Consider the following 22,897-nt stretch of genomic DNA (forward strand, 5'->3'; position numbering starts at 1 on the left):
AAACTAAAATAGGATTATGGTCATATAAGACTACTTGGGTGGATCAGTTTTCGATGCAAATCGTGGATCAGTTTTAAGTACAAATTAACACCCTAGTCGTATGTATGACTGCTTCACTTGAAGCTTTCCGTCGTCTCAGTGCCAATAACGGTCATTCGTTGCACTTGCATTGAGTAATTCCAATTAGCAAAAAGAAGACATTCGATTTCCAAGAAATCACAGTTAATCATTATTCAACAGGTGAGTGTATCTTAGGTAGGCAATACTCAGATAAAGCGAATTTCAATGGTTGATATTGAATTGAAAAATTACTAAAAAAGTAATTTCTAGTTATTAGATAACAATGGAAAGCTCAAACGAATGCAGTTTAAAATTTGAGCATCTTTTTTAGTCAAAAAACTTAATTAGCAAAGTAAAGCTCCAACAACTACATGTGTTTCAATATAGATAACTTTTAAAGTTAAATTAACTCAAATTACAAAGCTTTTATTGTTCCAATTTATTCGGTTGCTGTTGATGAAATGCACACTCTGTTTCTACCACCCTTTTTAGCCTCGTAGAGATTTACATCAGCATCCTCAATAACAGTATGTTGTTTGGATTTACAGGTTAAAAAAGTTGAGATACCGATACTGACAGTGACGACTTTATATTCAGAAGTTAAGTGTTCTATTTGTTTTTTAAGCAAACTTGTGCGAATTCTTTCTGCCACGGCAACTGCGCCATCAACTTCGGTTTCAGGGAGTACAACCACAAATTCTTCTCCGCCGTATCTTGATACTAAGTCGGCAGGTCGCTGAAGTGAATTCTGAATTAATAAAGCAACTTGTTTTAGCGTGCTATCCCCTAAAACATGACCATACCTATCGTTGTATAGTTTAAAATAATCAATATCAACCATCACAATCGCGGTATCACGATGTGAACGCTCAACTTCATTACTTAATTTTTCAAAATGTGTATCAAAGTATCGACGATTGAAAATGGACGTTAATCCGTCCACATAAACTAATTTCAACAATAAGTCTTTTTGATATTTAAGCGTCAATTGCGCTTTGACGCGATTTTTCAGTGTCATCGGATTAACAGGTTTAGTAATAAAATCTATACCCCCACAAACCCAACACTCATTTTCTTCTTCCTGTTGATTAATTGACGTGACAAATATGACGGGGATCCCTTTAGTATCAGACCGCTGCTTAAGCTGTTGACAGAATTCTAAACCACTCATTTCAGGCATCACAACATCTAAAAGTATTAGGTCAGGGATATTTTTCTCACACACTTTAAAAGCGTCTTTCCCGCTAGTAGCGGCCAATACAACGTAATCATCTGACAGAATATTGTAAACAGTTTGAATATTAATCGGTTGGTCATCAACAACTAGTATCTTAGACTGGCTTAAATCGACTTCAGCATCATCATTCAATTTACTTATCGGCATCGTCACTCGCACCTATTAATTCATCAATCTTTAGTAATATTTCATTCGCGTCTTGGAATTTCAATTTATTAATCGCAGAAATTAGCTGATCTGCTAATGCTGGGGATAAGGATTTTAGAGGGCATGCTATCGTTTGAAATGTATCGATTGCATGCATATTAAAATTAGAAATTTCATCTTTTAGTTGCGCATATTCCTTATCAAACTCACATTCATTTTCTTGAGAAACATCGATTTGTTCTTCATCTTTACCAAGTAAAGTAATCAATGTATTCACTTTTTGTAAGGCGTCTTTTAAGGTGTCAATGTTGGATTGAAACTGCACAATATCAAAATCTTCAGATGTAATGCCAAGAACGATTTTTTCTTGCTCTTTGGCAAAGTCAGTTAAGTCTATAAATCCAAATGTAGCCGCTGTACTTTTAAGGGTATGAAACGTCATTTTTAAATCATTATGGCTGGTGCTTGCATTTTCCAATTGCTCTATGTATCTGAGTAAATCAGACCTGAACAATATCAATGTCTTTAAATATACCGATTCGAGATTATTAAATAATGCCATTGCATTTTTAAAATCTATCTTATGTTTATCACAAAACGACACAATATCTGTTTGTACAACGGGCGTTTCTGCCAATACGGTTTGATGTACAGATTGATTCGTTATCGCCAGAATCTTATTTAACATATCGTTTAATTCAATCGGTTTGCCAATATGTTCATTCATACCAGCTTTGAGACATTTCTCTTTATCAGACGACAATACATTTGCTGTCATTGCAATAATGGGTAAGTGAATGAACTTATCAATAGCTCTTATTCGCCGAGTTGTTTCATAGCCGTCCATCACAGGCATTTGAATGTCCATCAGTACCAAGTCAAAAAGCAGTAAGCTGTTTTCTAATTCGAACAGAGCCTCTTTACCACCGTTAACGGTGACAATATTGGCTCCTTGGCTTTCTAAAAGCGACTTAGCTACGGTTAGATTTATTGGATTATCATCGACAACCAGTATCCTCATTTCCAATAATGGTTTTAAGTTTGAGTCTGTGCTTGAAGAGTCAATCAAATCGACAGGTTTCACAGAATCTACTGCATCGTAAAACGCTTCTAATAACTGAATACGAGTGACAGGTTTGGTGAGAAAGCCATTTAGAAGGTTAGGCGCATTCTCTTGTTTCTGAGCAAACATCTCCTTACTGTGTGTTGTCACCATAATTAATAGCGGCATTTTATCGCTGGTAGTCACTTTACGAAAAAGTGCCGCTAACTCCCAACCATCAGTATTTGGCATTTTCCAATCGATTAATGCTAAATCAAAAGGTTCGTCATGATTTACTGCCGATTCATACAAGACTAATGCATCTGCTGCATTATCGGCGACGGTGACCTTCCAGCCAAATTGTTTAATTGTGTCACTCAGGATCCGCAGGCTAGTCCGATTATCATCGACTAATAAAACGTTAACAATTTTGTCAAATTGAAATACTAATTTGGTGTTTTCTGTTTGACGGGCTTGCTGCATTGTTACATCAAAACGCACTTCCGTACCTGTTCCTATTTGACTTGAAATAGCGATTTTGCCGCCAAGAAAATTCACATACTTATTTGCTACGGTAAGCCCAATACCCAAACCACCATACTCTCTGGTTGATTCATTGTTTACTTGGTTGAAGGTGTCAAAAATACCCCCCAAGTTTTCAGCTTCTATCCCTATACCTGTATCTTTAACCAGAACATCTAATTTAACGTACTGATTTTTTAATTGTCGTACGGCTAAATTAATTAATACCTCACCCTTATCAGTAAATTTAACTGCATTGCTTGCAATATTGATGAGAATTTTTTTCAGTTTTTTTCTATCACCATACAATGTATAAGGAGTATCAGGAGCGATATTAAAATGGATCTCTAAGGTTTTATCTCCTGACATTTCATAAAGTAGCATGCCAATTTCGTTGAGCAATTCATCTAACACAAAGTCGCATTGTTCTAATTTTAGATGATTTTTCTCAGCATCAGTTGCTTCAAGAATTTCATCAATAGTATGAGTTAAAGAGACAATTGCTTTTTGCGATCCAATGATATGATTCCGTTGTATTTCATTCACTTTAGTTAGGGCAAGTAATTGCAAATATCCCTGTGCTGCATTTAGTGGTGTGCGCAGTTCATGGCTCATGTTAGCGATAAATTTGGTTTTGGCGTTGTTAGCCAGTTCTGCCTTGATTAAGGCAGATTGGATTTCTTTTTCTTTTTCTAACCGTTCAACAATACTCTTGGCGGCTAAATAGATAATTTGTAGCCCATTAATTTCAATCACGCAGCCAGACACGATCACGGGCAACCTTTTTTGAGGGAATTTAATGTCTGCTTCAAATGTAAAAAGACGGTTTTCTACCAGTTGTGTTGAAACAGCAGACCATGATTGTTCAGATGAAAATACCAGAATATCAGCGATAACAGTGCTCAATTGAGAGGTAAATACGCTTTCAAGTTCTTTTTTAGCGAAAGGATTCGCGTTAATGATGTTACCGTCAAGAGATAACCAAAAAAGAAAATCTTGTGAATTATCTATCGCTGCGCCAATCAGTGACATGTGATTTTCTAAACCCTGCTTCTCGCGTTGATCAGTAGCAGTAAACATGTACCCTTCTAACGTATCGTCAGTGTCTTTAAATTCATTAACAATGAGCTTAACCCCAATAAGGCTGCTCTTTTTCGTTTTAAAAGAGCAATTCACAGCAAAGTCGTCCTTTACACTCAATACCTTACTTAAACTCGCTAAAAAGTCCTCAGGTAGTGCATTTTTGGGTAGTTCGATGGGGAACATTTGTCTGTCTAACAACTTAACAACATTGATTTTCCCCAAAACCTCTGTCGCTGAGTAATTTAAAAGGATCTCTGCACTGACGTTAAATAAGGAAATTAGCCCTGTTTTATCACATGCAATAATGATGGCCTGGTTACTGTCTAAGATGCTTTTTTGTAAGTTATTGCGTTTGGTTAATTCTAGGGTGGAGTCCGCTACTCTTTTTTCTAACATGACATTGGATAATTCCAATTTATTTTGCAGTTCTTTGGTTTCTGTCACATCGTTAAAAATGACAGTTGCTCCACTAAACACGTTTTTTTGGTAGATGGGCGAGATATGTATGAGCAATTCCCTTCGCGGCCCTCTTGTCTCGTCGCCCAGTGTCAATTTAATATTCCTGAGCGTTTCTCCTGTCGCGACTTTTTTAAAATAATCGATGAGTTTTTCGGAAGCTATTCCAACCGTTAACCAGTTAGCAATGGGTTTGTTTTGTACTTTATTCTTGGTAAACGCAAACAACTGGCTTGCAGCTTGGTTCCAATGCTGTATGGCAAAGTTATTATCAACGCCAATGATGCCATCTGATGCATTATTAACCACACTATTAAATGCCAATTGTTGTTTTAATTTAACGACGCGAGCACTTAAAAAGAATGTTGTAAATATCACCAGGATATTAAGACTAAGGGTGCCGATGATAATTTGCCAAAACGTGTTTTGTGCATCTTGTAATGCTAATGAACTCAAAAAGCGCGAAGAGGGGACGACCGTCACTGCCCAATCACGTCCAAACATCTCTTTTTGGCTTGTTATTTGATATTGCTGTAACGAATCTTCAGGCACAAACGAAGTATAAAAACTAACGTCATCTACTCCCGTTTTATCTGAGATTTGAAAACTAAATTGGTTGTTTACCGCTGATACCGTATCGAGTATTTCATCAATTAAAAGTGGGGCGTAAACCCACCCTAACACATCCTTAGCACCACTTATCGCTGATGGTTTATAAATAGGATAGAGTAGCAAAAAACCATGGTTTTCTTTATCGTTCGCCTGCACCAACGTAATGGGGCCAGTAAGCTGAAGCTCACCTAATTTAGCGGCTTGAAGTGCCGCAATTCGTCTATTTGATTCAGAGCCAATGTCTAGTCCAATTGCCGAATTATTATCGGCCTCAGGCTCTATGTATTGAATAATGAAAAGTGGGTCTTTGGGGGAGTCCAGTTGCTTGATCGTAAAATCTTGTCCTCTGTCATCAGAGGCGCTCTTTACAAAATCATCGAGGTCAGATGATTTCACCAGTTTTATGAGGCCAAAACCTCTCGCACCTGGAAATTCAAGTGCATAGTTGCGGCTTTTAAAATATTTCAGTTGTTTCGCGTACGTGAAGTTATCAAAACCAGTGGTGTCTATTGCACCTAATAGTGCGCGTAAACCGAACTGAAACCGAAGAACACTAGCATGAATTTCGGAGGCGATTTTTTTAGCTTGTTCATCTACTGACTGAGCCACTTTATTGGTGTTTCGTGTCTCAATGGCGTCTTTCTCATATATTCCCAGATAGATGCCAGCACCTGAAAAAAAAACGGAAAACACCACTAGCCATATAATCTTTTTACCCATAAATACATGAAACCTTTTTAAAATTAACGACAGGCTATTCAAAAATATTTGTATCACCTTCTAAAGCTAGAGCATTTTTTTACGTTTGTAATCTATATTTAGATCCTTTATATGTAATCTGATGTAGCTCAATAATAGTTGCAATTACTTCAAAAAAAAGATTAGTTTTACAAAGGGAGCGGTAGCATGTTTTTGACGGAAAATAATGTAGTTAAAAGTAAAATATTGATCGTGGACGATACGTTGCAAAATATATTTTACTTAAGGTCAATCATTGGCGAATTGGGACAAATATTTTTTGCCGAATCAGGCCAAGACGCATTAGCTTTCATCCCGAAGATTTCCCCCGATCTTATCCTGCTTGATATCGAAATGCCTGAAATGGATGGATGGCAGGTGTGTAAACAGCTTAAGCAGGATAGACAGTTTTCTGACATACCTATCATATTTATTACGGGGCATAACCAACCTGAATTTGAGCAAAAGGCCTTAGAGATAGGTGGTGTTGATTTTATTACTAAGCCGTTCAGTCCCTCAGTATGTAAGCTTAGAGTCGATAATCAACTTAAATTAAGATTACAAAATCGCCTGATTGCACGTGGTCGAGAACAATTACAGACCTTAGTGAAGCAGGTTCCTGTATTAATAACCTATTGGGATGAAAGTTGGAATAATATTTTTACCAATGATTATTTAGGGGCTTGGTTTAAGCAACATGAAACCAATGATACGCGCACGAATATTGTCGACATCTTTCCTGAACCTCTTAGCCAAGCTATTCAAGCAAATGTTGAAAATAATACTACTGAACAGCAGTTTGTGGTTCAAACCAATGAAAATGCTAGTACGCAATTTTACCAGGTCTTTAAATCAGCCTTGATGAAAAACAACGACAATACAGGTTATTTGGTTACTCTGGTCAATATTTCTGAAGCGAAGCAAGCTAAACAGGCATTGTACGCAGAAAAAGAACGATTGAGAGTAACTCTTAATTCTATTGGTGATGCTGTTGTAGCAACCGATACAGCAGGTTGTGTTACCTTCATGAACCCCATTGCTGAGCGGATGACAGGGTGGCGTTTTAGGGATGCTCAACATCAGAAAATAGAAAAGATCATGCCTTTGCAAGATACAGACTCAAAACAAAGCCATAAAAACCCGATTTACTTGGCACTCAGTGAACAAAGAACAGTGGCAATGGCGCTGAATTGCCAACTCGTCTCAATAAACAGTAAAACATACGATGTAGAAGACTCGGCCGCCCCCATTCGCAACGAAAATGGCGAGCTTATTGGCGCTATAATAGTGTTTCATGATGTGAGTGAAACCATGGCAATGTCGATTAAAATGAGTCATTTAGCCAACCATGATCAGTTAACTAACTTGCCGAATAGAATTTTACTGCAAGACAGGCTTAACGTTGCTTGTTCATCGGCAAAGGCTAAAAATGAAAAGGCATGTGTTCTCCTCCTCGACATCGATCATTTTAAATATTTAAACGATACCTTGGGCCATCAATACGGTGACGAGTTGATTTGCCTCATGGCGAAACGACTGAATGCTTTAGTGCCTATTTCCTGCACACTATCAAGACTCGGTGGCGATGAGTTTGTTATTTTAATAAGTGAGAAAGTTTCAGCGGATTCTATTGCACTATTAGCCTCTAGGCTTCTGGATTCGATGCATGAGCAATTTGAATTAGCAGGGCAGATGTACAACGTTTCGGTTAGCTTAGGGATCAGTATCTATCCTGACGATGCGAACGATTCTGAACAACTTATGCGTCACGCTGATGTGGCGATGTACCGTGCCAAGCAGGAAGGCAGAAATCGTTACTGCTTTTTTGCCATTGAACTAGAACAAGAATTAATGAAAAGGCAGCAATTAGAAAGCCGATTAAGACATGCTTTAAAAAAACATGAATTAGTGGTGCTATATCAGCCCAAGTTTAAGTTAAGCACTCAAGAGATTGTCGGTGCAGAGGCGTTAGTCAGATTACTTGATGAGAAAGGCCAGTTTATTTCACCCGCTGATTTTATTCCTTTGGCTGAAGAATCAGGATTAATCGTGGAATTAGGTAAACAGGTGATGCTCAAAGCCTGTGAGCACATGAAGTTTTTGTCAGCAAAAGGTTTTGATTTACCCATATCGGTCAATGTCGCTGCTGCCCAATTTAGTTCCGCAGAGTTAGAGCAAGACATTAAAGATGCGTTAGCGTTTAACATGATACCTGCTAAGTTATTAGAATTGGAAATTACAGAAACTGCTTTGATGGTTGATGCGCAAGCGACTCAACATAAACTAGAGCAATTAAAACTCTTGGGGATCGATATTTCAATTGATGATTTTGGCACAGGTTACTCAAGCCTCTCTTATTTAAAAAAGTTTAAAGTCGATATTATGAAAATTGATATGTCGTTTGTTAGGGATATGTTGAACAACAAACACGATTTCGAAATTGTTAAGACGATTATTTCTCTGGGGCATTCGATGGGACTTAAATTAGTGGCTGAAGGCGTAGAGACGTTGGAACAACAAAACGCGTTATCGACTTTAGGATGTGAAATAGGCCAAGGATATTTGTTTAGTAAACCCATATCAGCCGAACAACTTTTACGACTCCTTGAAAAATAAGTCATGTTTCTTCAATTGATGAGGCTTTGAATGAGATCTCTCGGCGCTGCTTACTTTAACAAAAATGTTATTCCGATTAGCGGACTTATTATTTTATGTGGCATTGTAGCCATTATTTACCTCGGCATAATGCACACATTAGAAAAACAAATAACGACAGATAAAATCGAGAACTTAACGTGGCTGAATGCCAATACCTACGAAAAACTTAAAAAAAGTCTGGAAGAGAGTCAAAATAAATTACTGTTTTTGCATTCTACCCCTCCCGTTAGTGGTCTAAGTCGCTCAATATTGCACAATGATGTCGACCCCTTAGATGGCACTAGCACTGCACAATGGAAAACGCGATTAACCACGATATTTACGGCATTTTTGCAAAGCAATCCAGAAATCAGACAAATTCGTTTTATTGGCAAGGCCAACAATGGAAAAGAGTTGGTTAGAGTAGAAAAAAATGCCAATAGATTAGTTGTGACGCCTAATGAGTTGTTGCAAGAAAAAGGCAACACAGACTACTTCTTAGCTGTTTCCACCTTAAAAAATAACGAAGTCTATGTGTCAGATATTACCTTAAATCGTGAATATGGCGTTCTTGACAATCCGATGTGGCCTGCAATTCGTGTTGCTAAACCCGTCTTTGATGAAAATTTTAATTTTTTTGGGTTGGTTATTATCAATATCGATGCGTCGGCATTAATTGAGACTATTCAACAAGACTTTGCGCAAACTGACTTTGAACTCTATCTAATCAATTCAGATGGGTATTTTATTATTGCTCCGAAATCATCTTTACTCTTTGGTTTCGATTTAAACCGCCCTGACGCCACGTGGCATGCATTAACTAATGACGCTCAACTACCTCTGTTTGATGACTATGCAAAGGTATCTTTTAATAAACAAGATACTCTTGTTTTCGGGAGTCAATTAATCTTATCGAGATATCAAGACAGAGCGCTGTTTATAGTCAGCGGGATCTCAAAGTCAAACATTGCACAACTCATAGATAGACAACGGATTTTCGTTATTTTATTGCTGGGCTTATTACTAGGAATTGTGGTTTTAGTCATTTATTTATACCAGCGTTATGTTAACAATCTCATCTCCTTGTATGACGATCAGTCTCAATATGAAGCGATTATAACGGGGTCGTCTGATGCGATAATCAGAATTGATAGCAAGGGTAATATCTTAGATTGGAATGAGTCAGCAACCTATTTATTTAACCTTAATAAAATTAATACGAAAGATACAAAATTCTTCGATATCATTATGTTGCATGATAATCATGAAGTGATATCAGAAACTATTTTTTCAGATATTATTGCCAATAATACCTCAGTATCAATGGAGCTAGAAACCAAATCTGAATTATCAGAAAGTAAGCTTTTAAACGTAAACTTATCTCCCGTAAAACCTAAAAATGCAGCCATTAAACCATCGGTATCTGCGTTAATTCGTGACATTTCGGAAAGTCGTCGCAATCAGCAAAAAATTATAGCTTTAAATGAATCCCTTGAAAGACAAGTACAAGAACGGACAAAGCAACTTGAAGCTGCGACGGCCCAAGCGATGGCGGCCAATAATACTAAAAGCGCATTTGTGGCTAATATTAGCCATGAAATTAGAACACCTTTGAATGGAATTGGCGGCATGTTAGAGCTTCTAAGCCGAGAAAAGCTTTCAGACAAACAACAAAGCTTTATCAGTATGGCGAAAAACAGTGTATCTACTTTAGGGGTATTAATTAACGATTTACTCGATATGACAAAAATTGAATCTGGAAAACTTAATATCGAAAAGGCCCCGTTTAATTTGATAGAAACAGTGAGTGTGGTTGTTTCAACCATGTACTTGAAAGCCTCTGAAAAAGGCTTAACCTTGTTACTCGATTGCACCCAAGTCAAACATGAAACTATTATTTCAGATAGCTACCGTTTAAAGCAGATATTGGTTAACTTGTTAGGCAACGCAATTAAATTTACCGAAAAAGGCGCAATAACCGTATCGCTTAAGACGACTACACATCCAGAAAACGACGACATGGTTTTACTCGACATATCGGTAACAGATACAGGTATCGGGATATCGCAAGCAAATCTATTAAAATTGTTTAGACCTTTTACTCAGGCGGATAACGCTATAGAAAAGCAATTTGGTGGCACAGGATTGGGATTATCTATTTCCAAACAGCTCGCCAAGTTGTTAGGCGGTGATATTAATGTTACTAGCGAGTTTAATGAAGGCAGTACATTCAGCTTAATTATTGAAGCTGAAGCCGATAGTAGTATAGAGGCTAAATATACTGGATCCATTCTTAGTGGCCGTCAATGCTGCCTAGTGATGCCCGAACAGAAAGAGGCTGAACTTGTTATGAAGCAACTGCAAGCTTGGGGCGCTAAAGTAACCAACTTCTCTAAAACTGACGAATTATATCGCATTGAAAATGCTGAATTGCCAGACATTCTCATTGTTGATTACGATAAAATAGATGCGCACTTTGCTGATTGGCAGCTCACGAATAGTGCAGATAAAAAATGTAAATTGTTGCTCGTCACACAGATCACTGACAATAACATTTCTATCGCAGAAAACGAGAATTGTATTCATATTACTCGCCCTATCTTACCACTCGACCTTTTGACCTCATATAAGCTCTTGCGCCATCCTAACCTTAAACTCGACCCTATTGGATTGAGTCAAGATAACCAAGACCAACCTCATCGTTATTCTTTGTTAATTGTCGATGATAACGAAATTAATCGATTCGTGGCACAAGGTCTGCTTGAGAAATTTCCAATTGATGTTTTCACTGCGGTAAATGGCTTAGAAGCCCTCGAATATTTAAAAAGCGTGAAGGATGACAGACAACTCGATCTTATCTTGATGGACTGTCAAATGCCGATAATGGATGGATTTGAAGCGACAAAATCAATCAGGCAGGGGAAGGCAGGTCAACATGCTACCAATATTCCAATTATTGCAATGACCGCTGGTGCCATGTCGGGAGATAAGGACTCTTGCATTCAAGCAGGTATGAACGATTTTATTTCAAAACCACTCGACGTAGAATTATTCGAACAAAAAGTCATGCAATGGTTAGAAAAAGACACTAACACTTCCAAATCAAAAAAGACTTGAAAATAATCTTTTATGAGCCAGCCCGACTGACCGCTTTCTCAATAAATGCGCTATTCACAGCTAATCAATCGTATGACTGGTTTTCGCTCACAGCGGTCATGGGGGACAATGGATCATAGTATCGTGCCTGCATATAAACTAGTGGCTTAATTTTTACGCGAAAAATACAGAAATACTTGTTTGTGCGGGCAATAAAAAAGCGAGTATCACTTAAATAACCCTCGCTCCTAATGGACTAGTCACCTGGTTCCCAACTTCAATTGTCGTGATCAGCTAGGTTGATCCTAAAAAAATAGACAAACCGAAGTTTGTCTATTTTTAATTACCTTTGTCTATTTTTTAAATACCCGATGACAAAAATGTCATGCTCTAATAAAGTCTGTGATTTCGACAACTGATTTTTATAGATTTTTTTACAAAAAAACTAATAAAGTTTGTGAGTAACTTTACAAAATTACTTTTCATAGAGCGATTGAATTGAATAAAGTTTGTGACTTAAAAGGTTTGTATATTTTTAGATTTTTTTAACTTATCAATAATCAACTGATACTTTTCAATATTTTTCTTTGTGTCTCCATTTTTAAAGCTTTTGATATAATTTAGGTGTCCACATAGTTTTGGTAATAACTCAATATCTATTGCATCATCAGCTTTATAAAAAAGTGCTCTAATTTCTTTCCTGTACTTCCTTGTTGGCCTAATTTCCCCATTGTTAATAGCTAAACCAGTTATTACTTGGCAACTATTTGAACTAATAATGCGAGTTTTCTTCCTATTAATACTCAAGCCTAACGTTTCTAATTCTGTTTTGACTACTTTTTCTAACGTTTTAAGGGAATCATACTTGTTAGCACCAATAGTCAAATCATCAGCATACCTGCTGTAACTCATTCCAGCACTGGAGCAATATTCAAAAATTTTTTCATCAAATTCATATAAGTGTGAATTTGATATTATTGGACTAGTTGGTGCACCCTGGGGTAGGCAGCCGTTTAGAGTTACAATATCTGCAAATAATTCAGCCAGGTGAACGTTTACTTTACTTTTCGCTATGCATGATATGACTTGCATTTTAGTGATATTGTCGAAAAATGATTCTATATCCAAACACAAAATAAATTTTTTGTTTAAATGTACGGATGCATTATTTTTTATTGATACTTTCTTGCGGTATGAAAAGCATGAATCATGCTGCCTCAAACGATAAAAAAAATAGTCTTGAATCCAATATTGAGTAGTCTTAATAAAAACTCTAGGTGCATTAATAACTCGGCTTTCATTACTGGACTTTTTCGCTATTTCAAATTTTCTATAGTATTTTTCTTTAGAATTACAAAAGTCCCTCAAGAGATAAGAACTCACGCCAATGAGTTCTGATGCAGCAAATATTGCTTCGCTCCTAGATTTTATTTCAGGTAGCGTGTTGACACTATAGAAGTTGAGGTTTATTGGTTGTAAGGGCGCTTCCGTTTTTGAACCAATACCTAATTGCTGATATACCCTAGGCCAGAAGTTCCTCTGGTTTTGGGGAAGGGGCCCCAGGGACAGAGGAACTTCTGGCCTAGGGGATACTTTTGTGCTGGACCTTAATCTTCCAGGTGGTGATACACCACCCATATTTCTTTCAGAAGCACCCTTGCTTAAAAAATTAACATCCCTCATTGATTTGAGCAAGTACAATCGTTCTTTGTCTTTCAAGACTCTAAGTTTGTTTCCTAAAAAATCATCACCAGCATGTTTCACACTGTATAAATTGTTTTTCTTAGATACACAGTGAACCAGACCTTGCTCTAATACTATTGACAGCGTTGGCCCTATCTCAACTTTAAAATCCTTTTGCTTTTCTGACGCAAATACCTTAAGCAAATAATCGAGCACTTCTTCAGGCTTAGCAGGTTGAATAACTCCCAGCGCCCAAACAAAAACTTTTGAGTTCATAACGTCAATCATACCGCCCCCTGTAAAAACAAATGGCGATTCGTAATCATACGAACTGTTTCATCTATATCACTTTGCTTAAATTCGCTAAACTTGAGTAAGCTAGCTTGAAGTATATCTTTAGCAAACTGGTAAGGACCATCTTTCATAAAAAGTTGATTATCAGTTACTTTATCCTCATAGAACACATACATTGCAACATTGAATTGTTCTTTAGATGAGATTGACTTTGATAAAAGAGAAAATTGGGAAAAAGTTGAATGATCGTCAGCAATTATGATTAATGAACTGCATTTCCCTGACATTAAAAAATCATTTTCATTAAAATGCGGATATGGATTTTTAATTTTTAGAGTTTCTTTCCCTCCCCCCACAAAGTAGTTAATTCCTTCGGTGTTTAATTTCGAAATCAACTTGATGAATATATCTTTCGATAATTGACTTGAACTAATATCACTAGGTGCACAAATCAATACATTATTGCTTTTATTAACGGCATTTTTAGACAATTGAGTCCTTAAAATAGCGGAAGCATTCAAAGAGTTAAGAGAGGAGTTATAGTGCATACTGGCAAACTTCTTAACCAACCTATCACTCACATTGATATCATTCATCAATGATTTTAAGGCCGAAGGATTTAGAACATCGATTCCATGAGTTACTGAGGTATCGAGTATTTTTTGCAAAATTCCGAGCAAATAAATCTGTCCATTGTAATCAAGAAACAATCCGCAACCAGACACTCCTTTATATTCAGATGCCCCCGTAGTACCAAATTCATAGTTATGAAAAGTACCTTTTTCTACTGTTACACTGAAGATATAAACGCTTATATCCTTGTCAAAACTAAGTGACTTAATAGATTGTGATCGGCTGTCATTTATTGGAAGAATACAGATTCGAGATTTTTCTAAATATTCACCATTTTTAATATCTAAGAATTTTAATTCTAAAAAGGGAGGGGGTATATTGCACGCATTTAAATCTATTTTTACTATTGCTAGATCGCTTATCTTAGTCTGTTCTTTTTCACCCATTAAACGACTAAAAGCATAATCGATACCATCAACAGTAACTTTCAGTTCTTTAAGTTCACATTTTAAATCATATGATTTGTCAGCTGGATCTTTAGCGTTCGTAGGTTTATAAAGTGTATGTCCACATGTAATAACGAAATAATCTTTTCCTTTACTGAAAGGTACGCAACTTCCTAAAATTTCATTATTTGCTGATTTTTTGATGTGACCAACCAGTAAATCTCTATTTTTAGAGATAATATCCATTAGATAATAACTTCCTGCTGATAAATAAAATTTAGATATTCCACCTCAGAATCGTATTTTTCTCTAAATTTTTTTCTAATTCTATTTTCTAAATTATAGTTAAGATAAATATTGTAAATAGTTTGCCTCTCTTTTGCCTCTTCAGAAAGTAACTTTATTGTTTCTGGATCTGGATGACCATATGTTCCGCCATTTGTAGAAATAAAATAATTTTGACAGTTCAATGCTTTTAGTAAGCTCTTATCAGTATTATGTTTACTGCCATGATGAGATAACTTAACAAACTCAAACTCAAACTCATTTCTTTCTGATAGTGACTTAACAACATCTTTCGCTTTGGCATCGGCAAGCATTAATACTTTTACTTCACTATGCTCCACTATCAAGCAAATTGAAGATTTATTAATAATATCTCCGTTATTTATCGGACGTTCGAGATAGCCAGTTATCTCTTTTTGCTCATTGATTATCTGACTTGCCGTCCAATTTTTATACAAGTATGTTATCAAATCGTCCGTTGGTAACAGTATTTTAATTTTTATTCCTTCTATCTCGAATTCGTCTAACGATTTAGTTGCTGGTAGAAACTTAAACCCCTTTTCCTCCAACATCGATTTAAGAGAATCACCGTGGTGGTATCCCACTTCTAGGTCATTATAATGGCAAGCTAGCTCAGGATTATTCATATAAAAGTCGCAACATGACAAGTCAATTTTATCACTTTTGATTATGTTAATAATGCCACCAATATGATCATAATCTACATGCGTTACAAATACGGCTTTGAGGATTTTACCCTCAATGGCACGTAATATATGGCCATAAGTAATTGGCATCCCTCCATCAATCAAGATTGCATTTTGCCCCCAACTTATAACGTAAGAGTCGCCTCTACAGGCTTGAAGCGAATTTATTTTCATCAACACGGATTTCATCCTTAAAATACTAGTAACTGCATACTGACATATTTTTTTTGGATAATAGAAAAAATAATTGTATTAAACCGCTAGAAGGCGGCTCAAATTTTATAACCTTCCATTAAGTGATCTAATTATTTTTATAATAAGCTCTTGGGAAGAGCCTTATAAAGCCACTCTTTATCATTTTTATATAACCACATATAAGTTACAGATATCGCCATTTTCAATTGGTCACGGGATAAATCAGGATAGTTTGATGTCTTTGAAATCAAAATTTTGCGATGCTTGTTTTGTTTTTGTTCGAAGCGAAGCTTTTTTCTTTCAAAAACTAAAGTAGGATTTTGAGTCAATATTTGCTCAACCGCTCCAATACTGATGCCTAGTTTTGAAGCAATATTTTTACTTGATTCGCCCTTAGTAAGCTCGCCTAAGATAACTTTACGCTCATCTGAGAAAATTTTTGATGGCCTTCTGTTTACCTTTCCACCTTTTGATAGAATGATAGATTTAACGCTAGAAACGCTCACACCAACAACCTTTGATATATTTCTCAAACTCCGCTCTTGGCTGTGTAGATTCATAATTTCATTTATACACTCAGGCCTAATCCTCGATTCAGCCCCTTTTTTTGATACTACATTTTTAACTTTCAGACTAAGTTGTTCCGTTGCAGCAAAGTAAGAGTCAAGAAATTGCTCTGGGGTTAGAAAAAGAAAAGAAATCAATGCTAAATGCTTAGCAGGATGAAGATGACAACTTTGATAGTTATAAAACAGTTGTTGCGGAAATGGGTGAGTTTGATTTGAGTAAAGTAGTCTTCTCCATTCATGGCTACTAGACCATTGCTGATAATGTCTTATTATTGCGTTTCGCAACTTATATTGTCTTATACCAAAGCTAGGGCAAGCTAACCCCTTATCCAACATCACCAATTTGTAACTTGTAGTGAGTTGCTTGAAATTGAAATATTGTACTTTGTTTTGTTCCATAGCCCATTGGCTAAAAGAGGTAAACGGTAGGACCTTAGGTTCAACAGAATACTGCTTTAAAGTTAAAGTTTGAGGAGGTAAAACCAAGCTCCTTCGGGTGATTTTTGTAGATTCTAAAAAGGTGCCATGCTGATGGCATTGAAAAACACCGTAAAGTTGATGCTGTCGGTGCCAATAAGCTACACCGTGATTAGTTATATCTTTAACTACACAAGTAGGACAATATCGAAAACTATCTGAATAAACTAGTCGGTTTGATGTAATACCAAGCCATTTATGCAGCAGCTTTGTATTACCTAGTATCAACTTTTTTTTAATCTGCAAAAATTTATCTGGTGACAAAAATGACCGATAGTAGTCTAAGCATGTATGCTGATGAACCAGTCGCTCAATATCCAAATTGTAGTTTTTCGATATCCACGGCATGAGGCTAGGAAAAAGGCTATTTATTTGTAGGTTTTCATTTCCCCACAGGTATTTTTGAGCGATTCGACCTGTTGGATACCCACTTTCCAAAACTTGTCGAATTACAAAACTCGCCACGGTCTCTTCTGGAAGTATGACCGAATAGCTCATTCAACTTCCTAGCAACAACGAACTTACTTCTGACCTTTTCAAAAACAACCTCAAGAGAGCTAGGTAGCAGAGTGGCGGGTAAATATGTTCTCTATAGATCAAGTAAATAGGGCTTAATGAATAAGGTATTGCTACCCTCTTTTCATCCGAATCTCCTAAGGTAAAATATTCACGATAGTCACCACTTACAACGGATGCCAACAGCAATGATTGACAGCTTTGTAACTTTTTTCTATCAAATTTCGATAGCTGGTCTTCCAAGTTCGGTAACAGCATCACGTTCTTAAGTGCTGTTCTTATTTCAGTCATCTTACTGATTGGCGAACGTTCTATTAATTCAGTAGTTAGAGTTTGCAACCATGCACTTTCTTCACCTATTTCCTCTATACAATATGGCAGAGGATTGTGGCATTTAGGGCATTGGTTTTGGGCGGGAGGGAGTTCGTAATTAACTAGTTTAGTTTGTGCAAATTCACACTTTGGACATGCATAGTTGAGCCTTATCTCGTGTTTGGGGCAATGAGCTATTGTTGGTATTTGATGCAGCATGTGCCAAAAGCGCATGCCAAATTCTATACCGTTTTCGTCAACACAATCAGGACACCAACGCCAAACATGTGAATTGAAAACGTTTTTAATACCGCTATAACCTACTTTTTCAGTACAAGGCCCTGCAACTATTTTTTCAACCGTTTTTGTGGGTAAAAAACATGCGTCAAAGTGAAAACTAGTATGTTGTTGTAAAAGTAAGCTTCTATCTAAAATGTTTTGGTATCTACACCAGATGCCCTCAAAATTCGTTCGCCATACAAATTTATTGTTTAACTCTTTATCTTGAGGAATTAATTCTCGTAGTGTTTTTCTAAAATCGACTCGACCTTCAAGCACATTAAAGCGTGCCAAAACACTGTGTATGTGCTCATTCTCAAAAGGTGGAGGAATATCGTTAATCAAGCCTACAAACCACCATCGAAGTCATTATCCGTATTAACAGAAGCATCACTGTTTTCTGAATTTCCGAATTCACTGAGTTTAGGCAGCTGGCCTACAAACTCTTGTTTATCTTTATCCAATTTGCCATCACCATTCCAATCAACATTACCATCTTGCTTTTTGGGTAAATTTTGCTCAAATCCATTTTTTTGTTTTACGGAAGGCTTTGCTAGCTTGCTTGAAAGTCTTAAGTGAGATAAAGCAAAATCAATATGCCGAAACTGACTCTTGTATATATCATTTAAAAGCTCTACATCATCAGTACGTCTGTTTCCAAGCGTAACTATTTGCTGATGATGTAATCTAGCAAGGCGATTGATTATAGCTGGCAATCCCACACTTAAGCGGTGAAACGTTTTTTTAAATTCCAATCCAGGCTTTCCACCAAAGCATACTTTCTCTGGGAAAAATGCATCGAAAATCAAATCGAATTCCTTTGAGTCAAAGCTATAAGTGCTAAAAACAAATTCATGGTCAGATACCATTCGCCGAGTGGTTGTCATATCTGGGATTTGAGTACTGTGTTCAGAAGGTATAGATTGAAAAAGTTTCAAGCCTTCAGTTGTGCAACTTAATAAAACTGGAATTCCTATCTTATTAAACAGAGATTCAAGAATAGTTAAATTTGGAGAATCTTTTGCATTCACGTATTTTAAAAAAAATTGAACCTCATCAATATGAATGAACCCTATATGATGTTTAGCCGCTATTAATTGCATATTGGCATAGTATCGCTCAACTGAATCCTTGCTACGCCTAGCCCACTCCTCGAAGTACTTTGTATGGAGGACATCATCAACGGCCTTAAAAAAAGATAACGCCAATGCCTTAGGAGAACGTGTAGCAGCACAGTCAAAACTAATGTAGGTCAGTTGAGTTCTTAAAAAGGGCTTCCCCTTGTACTCTCGATGATGGATGACTTGTTTGATTAATTTAAGCACTTCTCTTATCGTAGTTGTTTTCGATGAACCACTTAAACCAGAAGCTAGACAGGAAGGAGCAGTAGTCAGTTCAGTAATATTGGTGACACCTTGCAAATATTCTCCATTCCGCGCATTTTCTGCTAATGTCGCAATCAATCTAACGTTTTCAGCGTGAAATGGATTTCTAGTGATATAGCCACACAGTATCAATTCCATAATTTTTTGATAAAGAAAAAAGCTTGTTGGATGAGGTGAAATAACTCGTGAAAAATGATTAATCTGCGTTTTCTTATAAAACTTAGATAGATCACTGAAATTTGGCGCTGTCAGATGGTCGTGTCTCAAACGATCAAATACTTGATCCCTTTCTAATGGCGCAGCCAAAGATTCGATAAGTGGATTTCCATTCAAATAGGGATCTTCGTGTTCGCTGTAACTGGCATATTCGATATGTTTAGATGAATCAGTCTGCATCATATAATCCTCTATCTGTGGGACTAGCTTTATCTTCGCTTTTAGAAATAGTACTGCTTGATAAGTTAGAGTTTTGAAAAGTATTCTGAATTTCACTGGCAACATTGAACAAATCAATCTGCCTCTGAATTGCTTGTCTCGCCCTGATTCCAGGTTGGATAGATTTTCTTGTATTTTCTGGAGCAGACATTAGTTCATCAAGTTGTTCAGCAAGGACTTTTTTAATTTCCCATTCTTTCGCAATCCGCTCTTCTTTTTCAAATTGCTCTAATTCTGCTTCCTGACAAAGCTCTTGGTATTGTCGATGCATCACCATATCCCACGATTCGTCGGCAAATCGTTCGCAATGATCATCTTTTTTCAGGCTAAATTGGACATAGGTGCCATCATCAGTTTGGAAAAAAATAAAATTACACGTTGTACGAGTCCAACCTACCTTAATTTTAAAAGCACCAGTTGCCTTAGCACGTATATACCAAAGGTTTTTATGAGCATACTGTGAATCATATTGCAGTTTATTAAAATGTATCGCACCATCACGCACTGACGCCTCGGCTTTGAGAAGAAAGGCCCATCGAACAAGCATATAATCGTTGGCACATAAAGTAGGATTCCCACCATTCATCTCTGCATCTATGTTACTTATCCAAAGATCTCTAGGCGTAATTCCAACGTCATTCTGGGCATCTCTTTTGTTCAGTAAGTAAGTCCTTTTGCTGGTATTATTGTGATGCAATATGTCCCTTATAATTATCTTGTGCAGTGAACTTAAATCAAAAACAGCATTATTGCTTGGATGAATATCTTCTCTATTTAAGTCGATAATCGCACCTGGTGAATAATGAATTGTGAAGTTTTGAATTATGCCAAAACGTCTTTCGACAATTCCTTTCATGTCCCCATGATAAACCGCCACAAAATTAACTGTCCTTAGTTTTAACAATGATTGCAACATAGGTTCGAGATGATTGAGTGAATACTCAGATCCATTATCAGCAGTAAGTTGAAAGGGTATATGAAAACAAGGCCACTCATTTTTTTTAAGGTAAATGCCATACTTTGCGCAGTGCTCTTCCTTAGGTAAACAAGCATGCACCATCGCTTCGGCTGCACCGATCCAATCAGGACCATGGAAGCCAATGTAATAGCCAACTATCATTGTGGTGTACACGTCTACGACAAAATAGACTACGGGCCGACCAACAGAAAATCGGTTCGAGGTGTCATAAGAATATCTGATATAGATATCTATGATCGTTGCATCTACCTCAAATCGATAGCTTGGACCAATGACGCCTTCGCGAGCGCGTTCAAAGCGAGGTTTCCAGTCTTTATCATATGTAACATCACCAAATTTTAGTCTGAGCAAGTCTTCGCGACTAATGAGATTATTTAGGTGGCGATAAAAAGACTGTTTCGAGATACAGTCCTTTGAATCTAACACTAACAAACGCTCTAGTGGCCCATTTGGAGTATTTTCAGTACGAATTATTGCTTCAAATTCATTCTGATAAACTCTGTGAGCAAAAGCTTTAGTAAATTTAATACTATTGCCTTTAAAGTAAGCTAATAACTTGAAAATATTGGCTTTGTCCCAATTTGTGATTCCGCGATAATTTCGTACAGAATTGCGATTGTCTTTGCCATTTCTACCTCGTTTAACGTTTTTCTCACCAGGCTTTTCTATATGTAAATATTTACTACCGCAATGTTTAAACCCAAAGGGCAAAAAAGCATTTTCAACACACCCAAAAACAATATATTTGTTGAAAGCATTGTAAAAAGCACCTGCCGTTTTCCACTCACTTCCATCATCGATTAAGCGTTGAATTTTGTCGGCTATGCCATCACCAAATAAATACTGTTGTACCGTATCGTCGTTAAGCAAACTTTTAATTTTTGACAATCTACTTTGCTTAAAAGTCACCCACGAAACACTATGCTTTCTAATTATTTCTGTATCAGTCATGCTAAGTTCGACTGGAAATATGAATCGTACAGAAGTAGTGTTTTGTTTATTTTTCAAGCTGTTAAATTCATCAAACGAAAAGGTTTTAGGCTTTTTTACATTAAGATTATTTTGCAATTGCAAGACATCTGCGAGTGCGACTTTCTTAAGATACTTATGAAATGCACAAATGAAGTAGTTGAAGCCTTCTTTTTCATTTACCAGTTGGAGTCCCTCAAACATAAAGAGAATCACTATTACCGATAACGTTTACGGGATAATAAAGTTTCAGTTTTTTGGAAAGGTCCAGAGGTAATATCTGCTCCAAAGCACAGACTTTGAACAAGGTAATACCTTCTTTAGAATTAAAAACAAGTTTGTCGCACGCGAAATCAATGTGTTTCTGAATCGAAGCAAATTTGTCGATATACCAGCTCTCAAGAAATGCTTCACTGAATTCTAATTTTTGGCTTTGCTCCAATTCAGCATCCCACTCTTGAGTAAACCAATCTAAATTCCAACAATGGTCTTTAGTCGTGTCTTTCTCACTAATCAACTTAAATGCAATACCTTTTCTTCGCCAGTATTCGCGCTCAATTTTCAGCTTTTGTATAATTCTGCCTTTTCTCCTAATTACTACTCCATTTTCATCAATTTGAAAAAACTGGTCCCAATATTTAAAGCTGTAAGCCGTATATATAATTTCTCCCGTTTTGACATCAATGTGTTTAACTAAAAAGTCGGTAGTAGCGATATAAGCTGAATTATCTTTATAATTTCTGTGGTGAACGATATTGAGTTCTCTTGCAATGTCTAAGCTAATAGACAGATCTAGCGGCACCTGTTCATACACAGCTAAAACATTGGGTCTCCATAAAAGTATTTGGTATGACCGATATTCACCATCACTCAACAAATGAACAATACGGCCCTGTTTGTCGCATCGGTGAAAATGCCTACGGCCAAATTTCCTTACGTCAGAAATTTTTACCCAAGGTGAGTAACCATAATCTGCAACTTCTTTTTGCCAGAGTTTTACACTTTCAACTATTTCTTGTGTTACCACAGGTTGTTTCACAATCATGGTAAATAGCCCAAATAATTAATAGTCAATTCTGAGACAGAAAAATCATGAATAGTTTGATTAGCATTCAATGCATATTTTAAAGTTACTTTTAATTTTTTTGTGAAATTTTGATTTT

General features: G+C 36.6%; 12 protein-coding genes. 2 read left to right on the forward strand and 10 right to left on the reverse strand.

Annotation, left to right across the window (positions count from 1 at the left end; translation table 11 throughout):
• Positions 1-499: 499 nt before the first annotated feature.
• Positions 500-1,444, reverse strand: coding sequence for a diguanylate cyclase (locus tag AX660_RS20955; protein WP_068381743.1), 945 nt, complete (start codon positions 1,442-1,444; stop codon positions 500-502).
• Entirely contained in the window at positions 1,431-5,879 is a 4,449-nt protein-coding gene (locus AX660_RS20960) for a response regulator (protein WP_068381749.1), read from the reverse strand. Before AX660_RS20960 ends, AX660_RS20955 begins: the two co-directional genes overlap by 14 nt.
• Positions 5,880-6,065: 186 nt before the next feature.
• Between AX660_RS20960 and AX660_RS20965 the strand changes: the two genes are divergently transcribed.
• Positions 6,066-8,513 carry an EAL domain-containing protein gene (locus AX660_RS20965; RefSeq protein ID WP_068381753.1) on the forward strand — a complete coding sequence of 816 codons (2,448 nt, stop codon included), beginning with the start codon at positions 6,066-6,068 and terminating at the stop codon, positions 8,511-8,513.
• A 291-nt stretch (positions 8,514-8,804) separates the two neighbouring features.
• On the forward strand, positions 8,805-11,651 hold the full coding sequence (locus AX660_RS20970; protein WP_162266437.1) for an ATP-binding protein: 2,847 nt from the start codon (positions 8,805-8,807) through the stop codon (positions 11,649-11,651).
• Between the two features lie 495 nt (positions 11,652-12,146).
• On the opposite strand, the gene AX660_RS22935 is transcribed toward AX660_RS20970, so the two are convergent.
• The 8 genes from AX660_RS22935 to AX660_RS21010 form a co-directional block, all read right to left on the reverse strand.
• A complete protein-coding gene (locus AX660_RS22935; RefSeq protein ID WP_082769057.1) occupies positions 12,147-13,601 on the reverse strand; it encodes a retron St85 family RNA-directed DNA polymerase in 1,455 nt (484 codons plus the stop codon).
• Entirely contained in the window at positions 13,598-14,872 is a 1,275-nt protein-coding gene (locus AX660_RS20980; protein WP_068381762.1) for a hypothetical protein, read from the reverse strand. The genes AX660_RS22935 and AX660_RS20980 overlap by 4 nt, the downstream gene beginning before the upstream one ends.
• Positions 14,872-15,792, reverse strand: coding sequence for a ComEC/Rec2 family competence protein (locus tag AX660_RS20985; protein ID WP_068381765.1), 921 nt, complete (start codon positions 15,790-15,792; stop codon positions 14,872-14,874). Before AX660_RS20985 ends, AX660_RS20980 begins: the two co-directional genes overlap by 1 nt.
• A gap of 137 nt (positions 15,793-15,929) precedes the next feature.
• Positions 15,930-17,357 (reverse strand): TnsD family Tn7-like transposition protein, encoded by a 1,428-nt coding sequence (locus tag AX660_RS20990; protein WP_068381768.1) that lies wholly within the window; start codon positions 17,355-17,357, stop codon positions 15,930-15,932.
• The gene (locus AX660_RS20995; RefSeq protein ID WP_068381771.1) at positions 17,358-18,311 is read right to left on the reverse strand and encodes a TniQ family protein; all 954 of its coding nucleotides are present in this window, start codon (positions 18,309-18,311) and stop codon (positions 17,358-17,360) included.
• 2 nt (positions 18,312-18,313) lie between these two features.
• Positions 18,314-19,750, reverse strand: a complete 1,437-nt coding sequence (locus tag AX660_RS21000) for an ATP-binding protein (protein WP_157884367.1) — start codon at positions 19,748-19,750, stop codon at positions 18,314-18,316.
• Positions 19,737-21,938, reverse strand: coding sequence for a DDE-type integrase/transposase/recombinase (locus AX660_RS23140; RefSeq protein WP_068381777.1), 2,202 nt, complete (start codon positions 21,936-21,938; stop codon positions 19,737-19,739). The genes AX660_RS21000 and AX660_RS23140 overlap by 14 nt, the downstream gene beginning before the upstream one ends.
• Positions 21,931-22,779: a TnsA endonuclease N-terminal domain-containing protein gene (locus AX660_RS21010; protein WP_068381778.1), complete on the reverse strand. Its 849-nt coding sequence runs from the start codon at positions 22,777-22,779 to the stop codon at positions 21,931-21,933. Before AX660_RS21010 ends, AX660_RS23140 begins: the two co-directional genes overlap by 8 nt.
• Positions 22,780-22,897: the final 118 nt, after the last annotated feature.

The sequence above is a fragment of the Paraglaciecola hydrolytica genome (genome assembly GCF_001565895.1).
GTDB classification, from domain to species: Bacteria; Pseudomonadota; Gammaproteobacteria; order Enterobacterales; family Alteromonadaceae; genus Paraglaciecola; species Paraglaciecola hydrolytica.